The sequence below is a fragment of the Phormidesmis sp. 146-20 genome (assembly GCF_052939475.1).
The window spans coordinates 79,813-94,443 of the sequence record NZ_JBJPHT010000002.1; the positions used below are offsets into that span (position 1 = coordinate 79,813).

At 50.7% G+C, this 14,631-nt stretch carries 13 protein-coding genes; 4 read left to right on the forward strand and 9 right to left on the reverse strand.

Annotated elements, in window-relative coordinates:
* The first annotated feature begins 10 nt into the window (after nucleotides 1–10).
* Nucleotides 11–862 carry an alpha/beta fold hydrolase gene (locus tag ACKFKH_RS02465; protein ID WP_446856642.1) on the forward strand — a complete coding sequence of 284 codons (852 nt, stop codon included), beginning with the start codon at nucleotides 11–13 and terminating at the stop codon, nucleotides 860–862.
* Between the two features lie 67 nt (nucleotides 863–929).
* On the opposite strand, the gene ACKFKH_RS02470 is transcribed toward ACKFKH_RS02465, so the two are convergent.
* On the reverse strand, nucleotides 930–1,586 hold the full coding sequence (locus tag ACKFKH_RS02470) for a DedA family protein (protein ID WP_446856643.1): 657 nt from the start codon (nucleotides 1,584–1,586) through the stop codon (nucleotides 930–932).
* A 561-nt stretch (nucleotides 1,587–2,147) separates the two neighbouring features.
* On the opposite strand from ACKFKH_RS02470, the gene ACKFKH_RS02475 reads away from it, so the two are divergent.
* Nucleotides 2,148–2,540 (forward strand): STAS domain-containing protein, encoded by a 393-nt coding sequence (locus ACKFKH_RS02475; RefSeq protein ID WP_446856644.1) that lies wholly within the window; start codon nucleotides 2,148–2,150, stop codon nucleotides 2,538–2,540.
* A gap of 248 nt (nucleotides 2,541–2,788) precedes the next feature.
* Here the strand turns inward: ACKFKH_RS02475 and ACKFKH_RS02480 are convergent, their stop codons facing one another.
* From ACKFKH_RS02480 to rpsF, 3 genes are all read right to left on the reverse strand, one after another.
* Nucleotides 2,789–3,343 (reverse strand): Npun_F5560 family protein, encoded by a 555-nt coding sequence (locus ACKFKH_RS02480; protein ID WP_446856645.1) that lies wholly within the window; start codon nucleotides 3,341–3,343, stop codon nucleotides 2,789–2,791.
* A gap of 19 nt (nucleotides 3,344–3,362) precedes the next feature.
* A complete protein-coding gene (locus ACKFKH_RS02485; protein WP_446856646.1) occupies nucleotides 3,363–4,361 on the reverse strand; it encodes an NAD(P)/FAD-dependent oxidoreductase in 999 nt (332 codons plus the stop codon).
* A 98-nt stretch (nucleotides 4,362–4,459) separates the two neighbouring features.
* Nucleotides 4,460–4,789 (reverse strand): 30S ribosomal protein S6, encoded by a 330-nt coding sequence (gene rpsF / locus ACKFKH_RS02490; RefSeq protein ID WP_446856647.1) that lies wholly within the window; start codon nucleotides 4,787–4,789, stop codon nucleotides 4,460–4,462.
* Nucleotides 4,790–5,053: 264 nt separating this feature from the next.
* Here rpsF and ACKFKH_RS02495 point away from each other — a divergent pair, with 264 nt between their 5' ends.
* The gene (locus ACKFKH_RS02495; RefSeq protein ID WP_446856648.1) at nucleotides 5,054–5,854 is read left to right on the forward strand and encodes a fumarylacetoacetate hydrolase family protein; all 801 of its coding nucleotides are present in this window, start codon (nucleotides 5,054–5,056) and stop codon (nucleotides 5,852–5,854) included.
* Here the strand turns inward: ACKFKH_RS02495 and ACKFKH_RS02500 are convergent.
* From ACKFKH_RS02500 to ACKFKH_RS02515, 4 genes are all read right to left on the reverse strand, one after another.
* Nucleotides 5,851–6,351 carry a Tic20 family protein gene (locus tag ACKFKH_RS02500; protein ID WP_446856649.1) on the reverse strand — a complete coding sequence of 167 codons (501 nt, stop codon included), beginning with the start codon at nucleotides 6,349–6,351 and terminating at the stop codon, nucleotides 5,851–5,853. The two genes, ACKFKH_RS02495 and ACKFKH_RS02500, sit on opposite strands and share 4 nt — an antisense overlap.
* Nucleotides 6,352–6,478: 127 nt before the next feature.
* Nucleotides 6,479–6,676, reverse strand: a complete 198-nt coding sequence (locus ACKFKH_RS02505; protein WP_446856650.1) for a hypothetical protein — start codon at nucleotides 6,674–6,676, stop codon at nucleotides 6,479–6,481.
* Nucleotides 6,677–6,871: 195 nt separating this feature from the next.
* Nucleotides 6,872–7,924 (reverse strand): response regulator, encoded by a 1,053-nt coding sequence (locus ACKFKH_RS02510; protein WP_446856651.1) that lies wholly within the window; start codon nucleotides 7,922–7,924, stop codon nucleotides 6,872–6,874.
* Nucleotides 7,925–8,358: 434 nt separating this feature from the next.
* On the reverse strand, nucleotides 8,359–11,040 hold the full coding sequence (locus ACKFKH_RS02515) for a DEAD/DEAH box helicase (RefSeq protein WP_446856652.1): 2,682 nt from the start codon (nucleotides 11,038–11,040) through the stop codon (nucleotides 8,359–8,361).
* A gap of 329 nt (nucleotides 11,041–11,369) precedes the next feature.
* On the opposite strand from ACKFKH_RS02515, the gene dnaA reads away from it, so the two are divergent.
* Nucleotides 11,370–12,746 carry a chromosomal replication initiator protein DnaA gene (gene dnaA / locus ACKFKH_RS02520; protein ID WP_446856653.1) on the forward strand — a complete coding sequence of 459 codons (1,377 nt, stop codon included), beginning with the start codon at nucleotides 11,370–11,372 and terminating at the stop codon, nucleotides 12,744–12,746.
* Between the two features lie 250 nt (nucleotides 12,747–12,996).
* On the opposite strand, the gene ACKFKH_RS02525 is transcribed toward dnaA, so the two are convergent.
* Nucleotides 12,997–14,436 carry a hypothetical protein gene (locus ACKFKH_RS02525; RefSeq protein WP_446856654.1) on the reverse strand — a complete coding sequence of 480 codons (1,440 nt, stop codon included), beginning with the start codon at nucleotides 14,434–14,436 and terminating at the stop codon, nucleotides 12,997–12,999.
* Nucleotides 14,437–14,631: the final 195 nt, after the last annotated feature.

The window sequence follows — 14,631 nt, forward strand, 5'->3', positions numbered from 1 at the left end:
TTAAAAGCCGTTGGAGTCTAACTTTTTATCCAAACAGCGATTGACTGTTCACCTGGAGTTCGATCGCCTCGATTTATCGCCTCAGCCCGCTGCCTATCTCGAAGTCGGTGCCAAAACGCCGCTGCTCATGCTGCACGGTTTTTTAGGTGACGGACGATGCTGGCTACCTTTAATGGATCAGTTACAGTCTCAATTTCGCTGCGTTGCCCTGGATCTGATGGGATTTGGCGACTCTGCTAAACCGTCCATTCAATACAACGTGGCTAAAGAAGTGGCATTTGTGCATCAAGTGATTGAGAAATTGCAGCTTGCACCCTGCTATATCTTGGGGCACTCCTTTGGAGGATGGGTCGCCGCCGCCTACGCTTTGCAGTATCCCGATCGAGTAAAGGGTCTCGTTTTGGCAGCACCCGCAGGCATTCGAGATGACAGTTTTGCGGGGCGATATGACCATCTCAGACCGCTTCTCTGGCAGACTCCGATCGTCGATTGGGCCTTGACGCTCCTCAAACCGATCGCCACCCCCTTTGGTCAGCGTCCCACTCTCGAACAACTCGCCTGGTTTCGTCGAGAATTAAAGGCTCAACCTGCTGCCCGATCGTTTCTCGTAGATCGGCTCCGCCCCGAAGATGCGATCGACACGGTTGAAAAAGAAATTTATCGATTGAAAGTGCCAACTTTGGTAATCACAGGCGATCGTGACGAGACCATTCCCATCTGGCACTGCGAAACCTATGCTCAAGAAATTCCCAATGCTCAGTTGGTCGTGATCCCCGACGCTGATCACGCCCTGCCACAAAAATATGCGCCTCAGCTTGCCAAAGCGATCGTCCAATTTTTAGAAACTCTTTCGATTATTTAAAATTCTGGTTGCGGTACGAGTTATTCCGCGCTTCCGAAGCACTACCCTGCCGTAGATTTTCATCCTTTTACTCGCTATCCCCAGCGGGTTCTTGGCTGATGGCTTCTATTGACTTTGCTTTGCGCGATTCTAGCCAAAGAGGAACCACAATCCAGGCGACGACGATGAGCAGGGCGGCGATCGTAAACTGGGAAGCCAAACTAATCAACTTCTCCAGAGGCACCACCTGTCCCGCAAAATACGCCAGAGACACCATGACCGATGCCCAAGCACAGGCCCCAGCCACGTTGTAAAGCATAAATTTGAGAAATGGCATCTCAGCGATTCCCGCAAGAGGACTGGCAAAGATTCGCAGCAGGGCAATAAATCGGCCCAACAAAACGGCTTTTCCAGCATTTTCGCTAAACTGGCGGCGAATTTCCTCTAGCTGTGCTTCTTTGACTCGAAACACCCGCCCCAGATTCAGCAGTAATGGCCACCCCCCGTAGCGTCCAATCCAGTAGCCGCAAGTGCCCCCTAGAATCGCGCCAGAGGCTGCGTCAGCCAAAACGTACCAGTAGTTAAGCTGATCGTTTCCAGCTAAAAATCCCCCGGCTAGGGTGACGGTTTCTCCGGGAATAGGCAAACCCAAATTTTCTAACAAAATTCCAAAGAAAATCGCCCAGTAGCCGTACTGTTGAGCAATTTCTTGAATAGCTTCGGGCGAGATAAAGTCAAGAGACATTAGGTTAACCTTTACAAAGCTTCATCTTTCCTGTCGATCTTGACTTGATTTCAGAACGGTGTCAATGCAGGGTAATTTGAATTCTGGCTTTTGTTGTCTTGGATGCGACGGAGAGCTTTCTTAATCTTAGAGACATTTCCTTACATTGAGGGCGGACAAATCAGATCCTATACAAAGCTTCCGATTCAGGCGCGTCAGCAACCAGCCAATCATCCTGCCGCAAAATGAGTTGGTCAAAAGCCTATTGGGGCTATTTTCAAAAAAGCTTTCGAGGCAAAAACTGCAATTTTTATCACAAAAGAGAAAACTTTAATATAAAGGAACCCAAACGTGAAGATTTTGTGAATCCTCCGGAGAATTCCTCAAAGCCGACGAAGCTAATCTTTATAGTTGTAGCAGCAAGTTACGTATATCTACTTAGCTTGAAAAGTCCCCTAGTCTCTACATCCCAGCGATTTGATTCGGTCGATCGACTGAGCAGTAAAACAAGGTTTATCGGTTTTGGGTGGGGATGAGCAAGTGCTTTTAAAAGTCAACGAAATCTTTTTTAGGAATGAGGCTATGGGTTCTAAAAGCATCAGTGAGGAGTTTTTACTTCAGCCCCAGGGTCGGCTGGATTTGCGAGGCGGCGGTCACCTTCGGCAACAGCTTGAAACGGTCGCATCGCAGGTTTCTCAAGGTAGCGTTTCTCGTTGCCGCAAGCTGTGGGTGGTGGATATGTCGTGTATTGAATTTATCGACAGCTTTGGCCTCGCTTCGCTGGTTGCAGGGCTAAACGTAGCGACTCAAGTGGGGGCCCGGCTCGTTTTGTGTGGTCTGTGCCCATCTGCCCAACTGGTCTTTGAAATCACACAGCTCGATCGTGCCTTCACGATTTTTGAAAGTTATGATGCACTGCTGGCTTCTTTAGAACTTCCTACCCTTCAGGTCTTGCCTGCTTTAGAGGTGGCGTGAACCGATCGGTTGAATGATCCCGCCTGATGGCCCTAATCGTTCTTGAAAAAGTACGATCGGGCTGTTTTTATTTTGAGGCTTATTTTGAGGTGGTGAAGCCTACAGACGATCAAACAAAAGGGAACCTTCCATCCTCTTAAAAAGACGAACCGTTCCCTTTAGCGTCGTTAAAACTTAGTTCCCATCGAAATTTCAACCTCTGCCAGCCAAAATCTGAAGCCTGGTTGAAAGGCAGCCACCCCAAACGATCAGGCATTCCCAAAGCTGGGTAGCGAGATATCTCCCTCCGATCGGGGGAAGCTGGGCAAATCTAGGTGAGACGTGCGGCGAGTTCTAACCGCCAATCGGTAGCTGACACTTTGCAACTCCGCATGAAGCTGACGGTTTTCTCGCTGCACCAGAGCCACCTTTTCGCGAACGGGAGCCATGCGCTCGGCAAACTTTTGCTTGTAGATCTTGGGCAACTCCTGAACGACCTGCTCTAACATGCGAGAGCGATCGGTCAATTCTTGAACCGACTGCCGCAGTTGATAGATTTCAGCATCGCGTTCGGCAATCTGCTCCTGATAAAACGTAACTTGCTGCTCAACGTGCTGTAGCTGTTCTCTGAGCGCCCGCATTTCTGCCAGATGACGCTCCGCAGAGATTTCCGAAGTCGGCACCGGGTTAGCGTTGCCCTTGACTAGACGAAAGAGTTCTTGCGAAAGCTGTTGGACGAGCTGGTCGCGCATTTGCAATTCTTCTTGCAGCCGCACAACCTCTGATTGCAGTTGTTGAATGTGAGGGGTATCCGCTTGGGTCACTTGTTTGTCACTCCAGATTTTAATGGCTTGCCTGTTTGAGGTGCTCTTCCCAAAGACGAGGTGGGGAAGCGCGACGAATATCACGCCAAATTGCAGTTGCCGCTAATGTACCATCTGCGACGGCAATTGAGATCTGGTTTAGGCCCTCTTTTAAATCCCCCAGGGCAAATATTCTTGGATGAGAGGTGCGACACATGCCATCTGTGGTCAGATTACCGCCTTTCCACTGGAGGTCTAGCCCTTTGAGATACTCGTTGTGATAATGAGACCCCATTGAGATGAGTCCAGTTTCAAGGGGGACGATCGTTCCATCCGTCAACTCCACCCCATTCATTTCGTGATTGTCACCCAAAAAGCGGCGAAGGGGCGTTTCGACCAGGGGATAGCCGTGATCCTGAAGTTTTTGGCGCATCTCGGCGCTGACCTCACATAAGCCCTGCGTGAAAACGGTGATGTAGGGCGTGAACCAGTTCAGCACAAAGGCAGTGTTGATCGCGGCTTCGGTATTTACAAACAGTCCACAGTTTTTATCCCCCATCTCGTAGCCATCACAGATCATACAAACGTGCAGATTGTAGCCCGCGTAATCATAGACGTTTTGCATATCGTCTAGCTTGGGCAGATGGTCGATCACCCCGCTGGCTGCGACGAGATACTTGGCTCGAAGCGTCTGATAAATGCTGTCTTTTTTGCCGACCTTGACCTTGACCGCGAAGGTTTCTCCGTCATCCTGGACATCTTCGACAAAGCCGGGGAGATAGTCGCCGTCGAGTGAGAGAAAATGTTCTTGCCCTTGTTGGAGCATGGTGCGTCCCGGAGTTGTCGGCGGCAAGCCAAGATAATTGCGTAAATCTTGCATCCAGAACGATCGCCCTCGTCCTTTTTCGATCACTAGGCAAGACAATCGATAGCGTTGTAGGTAGAGGGCTGCTGAGAGTCCGCCTGCGCCACCGCCGACGACGATCGCATCATACACATGGTCAAGGCGCTGATCCAGATTCTTTTTTGAGAGCTTCATAACGTGACTGTAAATGAAAGTTAAAGGCTTAGGACGGAGGTGATCTATCAGTCACGTTAAACCCTAAACCTCAAACTTTGAACCTGGCATTAGTCTAACTAACCTTCGACTGCAACGGCCTCAACGTCTTCGGCTTTGGGCACGTCTTGCTTGACAGTCAGGTAGCGAATGACCTCGGTGCTGATCCGCATGGCGCGCTCCATTCCAGCGATCTGGCTACCGTCGCCTGTGTAGTTCATCTGAATGTAAACGCCTTCGCGGTGTTTGGCGATTTCGTAGGCGAGACGGCGTTTGCCGCGATGTTGAGTTTCGATGATTTCTGCACCGTTGTCTCTCAACAGACTTTGATACTTTTCGATCGCCGCATCGATCGCTTCATCGTTGAGGTCGGGGCGCAAAATGTACATCGTTTCGTAAATGAAATTCATACCAGCTTTTCTCCTTATGGACAAGTCGGCCTTTTCGATTGGCAAACTCAGTAGCAAATTGGGTCAAAAAAATACTTGACCTGCTACCCAGTTCCCCAATAATGAAAAAGCAAGGACTTACCATTCTATCCCAGTTTCTAGACGATCCAGCTAGAAGGTGCTAGACGTTAAGCCTGAGACTCCAGATTTTGCAAGCATTCGCTGTATGCGAGTGGGCAGTCCACGCCCTGAAGTTTTATACGTAATTAAGGTATCTATCCCGGTATGGCACAGCGCTATGTTCGAGTTCAGACCCCAGATGGCAAGATTTTTTATGGGCTGTTGCAGATCGATCGTCGAGTGCAAGTGTTAGATGCGCCTCCGTGGATGAAGGGACAGCCGACGGATCAAGTTTTAGACGCTAATCATTATCAAATTTTGGCTCCCTGCGCGCCTTCTAAGATTGTGGCTGTGGGCAAAAACTATGCAAATCATGCGGCCGAGATGGGGACTCCAGTTCCAGATGAGCCGCTGTTGTTTCTCAAACCGCCGACGGCGGTAATTGCGATGGATGCCGAGATCTGCTACCCGTCTCAGTCAGCGCGAGTCGATTATGAAGGGGAACTGGCGCTAGTAATGGGCGATCGCTGTTCTCACTGCACCCCAGAAGACGCTCACAGCAAAATTTGGGGCTATACGATCGCCAACGATGTGACGGCGAGAGATCTGCAAAAAAAAGACGGCCAGTGGACGCGAGCCAAAGGCTTTGATACCTTCTGTCCGTTGGGGCCGTGGGTGGTGCGCGAGATCAATCCAGGGGCGAGGCTGCAAACTTTTGTGAATGACGATCGTCACCCTGTGCAGTCAGCCGCAATCAGCGAAATGGTCTTTCCGCCTGATGTATTGGTGGCTTACATTAGTCAGGTGATGACGCTATTGCCGGGAGATGTGGTGCTGACGGGGACTCCGGAGGGAGTAGGCGCGATCGGGGTGGGCGATCGCATTCGCATTGAGATTGAAGGAATTGGCTATTTAGAGAATTCAGTGATCGCTCGCACTGCGGCAATTGTCGAATCTCAGGTCTAGCGCACTTGCATGTAGACGGCTTCTGAAATCGTAGGGATTTCTGCATACTTTCCGAGCGCAGATTGAACGATCGAAAACCCAACCGCAACCACCATGCCCAAGAAAATTGTGTTAAACAACGTCTGTGTCAGCAAGACACTTGTCCCTAAAATCGGTGCCAAAACATAAGCCCAAACCAGCCCAATCAGGCTCAAAACAATTCCAAACAAAATTGCCTGCATGGTGTTGAAGCGGATGAAGTGAGGCAAGTTTTCGTTGCGAACCACAAGCAGGTAGAGCGCAAAGAAGACGACAAATGAAACGATGCCGCCCAAACTATTGTAAATTGCCAGCAGTGGTGACAGGGGAACCACCAGGACTCTCAATATAGGAGTCAAAAAAGATTCTGTCAGAATCAGGGGCCTTGTAACCAGTCCGATTAAATCAAGGAGTGGCAGAAGGTAAGCGAGACAGGCAAAGATGCGATCGGAAACAGTTGTTGACCCACGCCAAGACATGCGGATTCTCCTAATTTGAGTGTAGGTTTCTAAGGCTGTAAGACACAATAGCCGTTTGCTTTCTTTTAGCGGTTGGCAGTTTGATTAATCTCATCCTAATGCCTGGACTCAAATTCTGCTCACTGCCTCACTCGACATTAGCAACTCGAAACCCCATCTGACACTCATATTGACTGGGCTGAGTCTCAGACAACTTACGAATCGCATAGCCGCAGCGAAGTTGTCCCTGTTGCCAGCGAGGTTGGCCACTCTGGTCAGCCAGCAAACAGGTTTGACAGACTTTTTGTGGAGAAATAATTTGATCGCCCACCAGGATGACTAACATGCACCACACCTCCCGTAGACTTGGCTGAGATTGACATTAAATTGACATGAGTAAGCGCTAGTAAGAGTTTTCATTGGCAGCAAAACTCTGCGGATCTCTAGAGGTGTCTCAATTTTAGAGTAGCTCTTAGAAGAAGTCGGACATGCTTTATACAGCTTCATGGGAAGGCGCGATCGACGTTCTCAACGTCTAGCCTCAAGGTTTGCGGGCGCTTTTGATGTACTTTTGAAACCAGATTGATAGATCACCCTGTTGAATGGTTGGAGGCGTGGCTGGCTGGATTTCGATCGTCCGAATAAACTCACTAAACTTAGTAATTAGCTCCGGGTTGCGCCAGCCCTTAGCGGTTTCTTCCTCGATAATTTTGAGCGCCTCCTCCGGGGAGAACGCCTTTTTGTAAGGACGCTCACTCGTCAAAGCATCGTAGATATCAACCACTTGAAAAATCTGTGCCAGATGTGGAATCTCACCTTCGACCAGCCCATCCGGGTAGCCCGACCCGTCCCAGCGCTCATGATGGTGGCGAATAATCGGGACAACTCCGCGCATCGTTCTTAGGGGCTGACAGATTTTTTCGCCAATCAAGACATGCTGCTGCATCACTTCCCACTCGTCGGGCGTGAGTTTGCCCTGTTTGAGCAAGACCGCATCTGGGATGCCCACCTTGCCAATATCGTGAAGATAGCCGCCCCACATCAAATCGCGGACTTCGGGACGAGACAACCCTAAGAATTCACCAAAGGCTCTGCCCCGCATCACGAGCCGTTCACAATGATCCCCGGTGTTGGGATCGCGACTTTCGACGGTGCGCGCGATCGAGAACAACACTTTTTCGGCATGGTCGAGATCTTCGTTTAGCCGTTTTTGGCGGATTAGCGACTTGACCCGTGCTGAGAGTTCTAATTGATCAAATGGTTTGGTCAGAAAATCATCGCCCCCTGCTTCGATGCCTCTGAGTCGGGCACGACGATCGTCCAGTGCGGTGACAAATACGATGGGTGTCAAACGAGTTTGTTCATCCGCTTTGAGGCGACGGCAGACCTCGTAGCCATCCATTCCGGGCATCATCACATCCAGAAGAATCAAATCTGGGTTAGTCGCAAAAACCTGTGAAAGTGCCGCAGAGCCGCTTTCTGCCTCCAAAACATCGTAACCCTCAACCGACAAGAGGGCAACGGCGGTCATCCGACTGGACGGGTGGTCATCTACCACAAGAATTCTAGGTCGCTCCAAATCCAGGTCGTTCACGTTGGAAAAACCCTAAACAACTGAGTCAATAAGAGTATGAATAGAGCCAAATTTTTGAGGGAGAACTGCGATCGGGCGTGATCAGGCGTTTTGGACAGCTTTCGACTGAGTATTTACGCACTGTTAACCAACTGCTCATCGCTCAGTGCCTACCTTTATCAACCCTGCGACGTGGCTCCCAAAGTTTAATTTCAGCCATCTAAGTACGCTAAATCGCTCTAGCGCTCTTTTCCCAGTATGGGCAAATGTTTTTATGAAGCAATCAGGCTTTTTACGGAGATCAAGAGATTTTGTACGGAGAAGTTTTGTCTGCTTATTCACGGCTGAATTGAGTACAGGGAAGGAGCTTTGAGAATCATAGCTGAGTTATGCCAGTAGAGAGAGATTATAAATTTTACATTAACTAGCTCAGTACTACGGTCTTTGGGGGGTCATTACTCAACCCCTTCGTTGACTGGGAAGCGATCGATGAGCGCGATCGCCCGAAGCGCGTTGGTTTGAATCGGTCTAGCCGCGTGGGGAATGTGAGGAATTTGCGACAGAAAATCGAGGGTACGGCGCAAAATCCGCACCACATCGCCTTCATCTAAGCTGGTATTGGCGCAGAGTTCTGTCCATTCGGTGCCTAGGGCCCACTGCTCGACCAGTCCGATAAAATCATATTCGAGCCAGACAGGGAGGGTGACTTGGTGACGACGCTGAAGCTGAAAAAGCTGTCGCCGAATGCCTCTGAGTTCGCTTAGGGCATCCTCGACCTCCGAAGAAACGTCGTAGCGAGTCCAACTATCGGGGCGAGAGACTTCGGTTACCAGAGCTGCACAAGCGGCTGCTAGATGGTGGGGATCAAGGTGGTCAAGATCACCCGACATGATGGCCAATCCGAGCCAAAGTTCGTTGTCTCCCCGAATGGCAGCGGTTGCTTGCCCTAGATCGGTTGGCATGAGTCCCTGGAGACATCCAAAACTTTGCAGAATGGTAATCAGGCTGAGAAATTCTTCCCAATGGCGTTGGGCTTGGCGATCGAGCTTTTCTTGACGATCTTGAATTTCTGCTTTGAGGGTTTGAATGCGTCGCTGCCGTTTCATCAAGTAGCTGCGATCGCCCCAGGCGTGAACCGGATGAGACTCAATTTGGGCGTGGACGGCTTCCATGCGTTGCAGTTGGGCGTAGACTTCGGGGGCATCTTCGTCTGAGCCGGGGACATCGGGAATTTTGCGAGCGATCGCGTCGGTTATTTCGTTACCGCTGCGAGACTGACCGGGTTTGGGTGGCAAATCTGAGGGCGGTAAAATTTCGTCTACTTCACGCAATCTGGGAATATCACCCCGTAAATTCACTACATCGCCGACGGTTGAGATGTACCAGCGATTGTTTTGCCCCAAACAGACGAGATAGGGAAACTGCCCAGATCCCTGGACTTTGGTTACTAAGACCGCTGGAAGGGGATAAGCCATTCGCACATGGTCGCCTTTGAGTGAGACGAGGGTTCCGGCGACAGCAAACGAGAGGGCGATCGCCAGTTCTCCGGAGTGCATTTCGTCGGCTTGATGTTGCAGCGTTTTGAGCAGGCGCTTTTCTTCTTTGAGGCGTTCTTGCAGTTTTTCGTATTGCTCCATCAGCTTCCAATCGACCGAGGCAACCTGGGCTTCGAGTTGGGCAAGTTCGGCTTTGGCGCGATCGACTTCTTGCTGCTGAGGACGTAGATATAGCGTGGAGAGATATTGTCCAAAACTGCGCTCAACGAGTTCTTTGGCTTCGTCAATGGTGTGGGTTTGCAGGAGATTGAGCACCATTCCGTAGCTGGGTGTGAACTGACTCACCAGGGGGTCGGCTCCTGTTGTCGCCAGATAAGAGGCTTCTTTTGCGCCTTCAAAGGGCGTTTGGACGGTCACTACATAGCCTTCCTTATCCATCCCACGTCGGCCAGCCCGTCCTGCCATTTGCAGAAACTCTGAGGGATTTAGCAGGCGATGACCCAAATCGGTACGTTTGGAGAGGCTGGAGATTACGGTCGTGCGGGCAGGCATGTTGATCCCGGCGGCCAGGGTTTCTGTCGCGAAGACCACTTTGATCAGCCCTTGTTGAAAGAGTTCTTCGACCAGTCCTTTCCAGGCGGGCAAAATCCCAGCGTGATGGGCGGCGATGCCTCGATAGAGTGGCTCAACCTGTCCAGCCCGGCCAGCATCTGGATTTCTGCTGAGGAATTCGTCGATCGCCTCCTTTAGTCGCGCCGCTTCGGATGGATTCACCAGAGATAGCGGCCCCAGATTTGTCACCGCCTGATCGCATCCCTTGCGGCTAAAGATGAAGTAGATCGCAGGCAGCATGTCTTTTTCGCGTAGCTTGCTCAAGACAAAAGCAATGTTGGGGGCTTCGGGTCGGGGTGCGCCTCGCTGATTGGCTCCTTTGGGTCGATATTGCCCGCGTTTGGGCTTGAGGCGGGGGTTGATTTTTTGCTGGTCGTCGTCTAGTAAAGGAAACAGCCCTTTAGTATTGCAGAAAGAAAAATGGAGTGGCACAGGGCGAAAATCTGAGTAAATCAGATCAGTCGGGCCGTGAACTTGAGCAATCCAATCTGTAAGCTGATCGCTGTTGGCCACCGTAGCCGAGAGGGCAACGAGTTGAATCTCAGTTGGGCAGTAAATAATCGACTCTTCCCAGACCGTTCCGCGCTGGCGATCGTTCATGTAGTGACATTCATCCAGCACGACGGCTTCGACCCCGGTGAGGGAGGTGCCTACTTCTCCGATCGGCGTTCCGTAGAGCATGTTGCGAAAGATTTCGGTCGTCATCACCAGAATTGGCGCGTCTCGGTTGATCGACACATCCCCGGTCAGCAGACCCACTTTATCGGCTCCAAACTGATCCCGAAAATCACGGAGCTTTTGGTTAGACAGCGCTTTGAGCGGCGTGGTATAAAAGACGCGACCATTGCCCGCCAAGGCCCGATGAATGGCATATTCCCCGATCAGCGTTTTCCCCGAACCTGTGGGCGCACAGACTACAACGGACTTGTCTGCATTGAGCGCATCGATCGCCTGTCGCTGAAAGTCGTCTAGCTCAAAGGGAAATAGGGTTTGCAGATCAAGCCGAGCCGAGGGAGGGGAATTGTTCACACCCAAAAGTCCGAGAAGGTTACTGGAATCAGCCGAATTACCTGAGATTTGGGCAAAAGTTTCAGCAATTTGCTGAGAAACTCGCCGTCTGTGGTAGACGCTAATCTAAATATTAAACCCTTCTGCTAAGACCTGTAGAAAAGCTGAACCCAGGATTTGCAGCGTCTTGAGTCAGCAGTCTATAACGATCGCGAAATTCAGAAAAAAATGGAGTAAATTGTTTTATGCTTTTAGTCCCTTGTGGAAAACGACGGAAGACTAAAGGATGATCGTCTCGATGCTGTCTTCTGTTTGGCTTCACAGTTTGGTGGTCAGTTAGAGGTTTAACCGTGGAAATTGCGATCGAAAGTCTCTGGTCTCAGGTGCTAGAGCGGTTACAAGTTAGATTGAGTCGCCCCACGTTTGAGACTTGGATCAAAACTGCGATTCCAGAACAGCTTGACGATCACTGTCTGGTTTTGCGAACGCCGAATCCGTTTGCGCGGACTTGGATTCAAAAGTACTACATGAAGACGCTCACCGAGGTTGTCCACGATGTGTTGGGGCGGGCGGTTGAGATTCACATCACGGCCGCTCAAGGCGAAGATGGGATGGACATTGACTCTGAAATGTTTTTTTACCCGTTGCCGATCGAGGTGAGTGTTCCTGATCCCGCGCCTTCTGGTCAACGTCGCAATTCTGACCTCAATCCGAAGTACATTTTTTCGCGTCTGGTGGTCGGGCCCAACAATCGAATGGCGCACGCGGCTTCGCTGGCCGTTGCAGAATCTCCGGGACGCGAGTTTAATCCGCTCTTTTTGTGTGGCGGTGTCGGGTTGGGTAAGACGCATTTGATGCAGGCGATCGGGCATTATCGGTTAGAAATTTGCCCCAATTCTAAAGTTTTCTACGTCTCGACTGAGCAGTTTCAAAACGATCTGATTGCCGCGATTCGCAAAGATAGTATGCCGAGCTTTCATGAATTGTATCGGGCGGTAGACGTGCTGTTGGTAGACGATATTCAGTTCATCGAAGGTCGAGAGTATATGCAGGAGGAGTTTTTTCACACCTTCAACACGCTGCATGAGGCGGGAAAACAGGTGGTTTTGGCTTCCGATCGTCCCCCCAATCAAATTCCCAAACTTCAAGAGCGCCTTTGTTCTCGGTTTTCAATGGGGCTGATTGCTGACATTCAACTCCCCGATCTGGAAACGCGCATGGCGATTTTGCAAAAGAAGGCGGAGTATGAAAACATGCGTCTGCCGCGTGAGGTGATTGAGTACATTGCCTCAAGCTATACGTCCAACATTCGAGAGCTAGAAGGGGCGCTGATTCGAGCGGTGGCCTACATTTCGATTTCGGGTCTGCCGATGACCGTGGAGAATATTGCGCCTGTGTTAAATCCGCCCGTTGAGAAAGTTGAAGCGTCTCCCAAGGCGGTGATCACGACGGTAGCGGAGGTGTTTGGTGTGTCGATCGACGACCTCAAAGGCAATTCTCGCCGTAGAGAAATCAGCGTGGCTCGACAGATTGGCATGTATTTGATGCGGCACCACACCGAGTTGAGCCTGCCCAAGATTGGGGAAGAGTTTGGCGGCAAAGATCACACCACGGTGATGTATAGCTGTGACAAAATTTCTCAACTCAAAGAGAACGATCCGAGTATGGCTCAAACCTTGAGACAGTTGGGCGATCGTATTAATCTAGCCAGCCAGCCGCGCAAATGATTTCTAGGATCGTGGATCAACGTCAGTCTCCAACAAAGGCGCACCATCCAGAGGGACGAAAGAAATCTACGTTTTCTCAGGAGTTCGACAAGTTTTTCGCTGCGGTGTTCACGGCTTCTGCCCCCCAACCCCCCAATTCTGGGGGACTTCATGACTAAATCCGTAGCTCAACCCAATTCTGGGGGACTTCATGACTAGATTCGTGGTTCAAAGCTCTTACTTGTGGAGAATTTAGCTTGTCCCAGCTTATTCAAGGAAGTACCTTCACAGGCTTGTTGGAGGGCCGAGGTGATTTTTTGGGAGTGGGGGAAGGCGGCAGTTCGATATCTGGCTCTAGCTCACTTGAATCTAGCTGACTGAGCAGTTTGATAATCTGGGCACGGCTAGTCGGTCTTTCTTGAGGCTGTTTTTTGAGCCATGCGATCGCGCTCGATCGGCTTTGTCGAGCGGCCAAAATCAATGCGCCCCAGGTTTGCACATCCTGTCGGACGGGATTGATCCGCAGTGCTGCACTGACTCGCTTCCATAAGCGGCCCGAATCTGTCTTTAACAAGCTGGCCACTTCATTCAGGTCAGTTGGGTTTTGTAAAAGCTGTTGTGCCCTAAACCATCGACCATCTGTGAGATTGACCAGGGCTTGTTGCCCGGCGCTGACCCACGGTTTTTCGGCTTGCGATCGCGTCACTTGAGCATGTTTTTCTACCAAAGTCATTTGAGCTTGAGCGGCTAAAGTCCACTCTGAAGGGTTGCGCTGCTTGACCGATTGCAGAATTTCTAAAGCAGTAGACCACAGACCATTTTGAGCCAGATAGAGCGCATCGACGTAGGCTCCATTCTCTAAAGCAGGCTTTTTGAGGTCGATCGGCTGAAGAACGGGGTCAGACCCTTTGCGCGATCGCAGTTGATACACTTGAAAGTCGGGTTCGAGTCCGACGGTTTGATTGACCGATAGCTCAGATGGGTTACCTTTGGCGGGTTTTTGCCAGGTCGGAGGTTCTCCGGGGGGACTTGTCCAACGCAGCATGACGCTCAGGCGAATGCGATCGGGGTTGTAGTGAATAACTTGCCCATAGGTGACAGCGTTGTCCCCAGCATCCATCTGTCCGCTTAGATTGAGCCAGGTGCCCCATGGAGTGGTCTTGTCTTCAAAGCGCTGTAAAGTGCCCAAAGGAAGCGCGCGATCGGCGGACTGATATCCAGGTCTGGCTTTAGCGATCGGGGCAACGACAAACGATTCTTCTAGCTCATCGACGTTCATCTGACTGATCATCTGTACGGTGTCTCGCGATCGCCCACGGGAGTTGTTGACCGGACGGTAGACGCGCAGTTCAGTGATGCGATCGCAGTTGAGATCACAGTTTTCTTTGCGTTTCAAAACGGGCAGCAAGAGATCGGTTGCTTTGGTGTTGGATCGTTCGAGCAAAATCGGATCGCCTGTTGTCAATCCTGCTTTTTTGAGGGCTGCTTGCACTTCTGCTAGTGTTCGCGGTTCATCGGCTCCGACGGGAATTTTTGCCCCTGCGGGAAGATATTGATTGAGCCAGACGACCGATCGCGGATCGACAATAAACTGCACACTCAACCAGGCACTTCCGGCGACTAACCCGGCTGCACCAATAAGGACGACGATCGCGCCTACGGTGCCCCACCGAATTCGCAAAAGTGTTCTGGAAATGGAATGGTATTTCATGCCCGATCGCGACCAAGTTTAGAGGGGGATTGTTACACGATGGTATACGCGAAGAAAGAATTTTGTACTAAGTTTTGAGGGAATTGTTGACTTTTGAGCTTTGCCTCGATCTTTAAGGAAAATGTTGGCTCAGGCGTTCTTTTGCAAGCACTTTCTGAAATAAGAGAGGTGCTGAGTGTATGGAACGGTGACAGG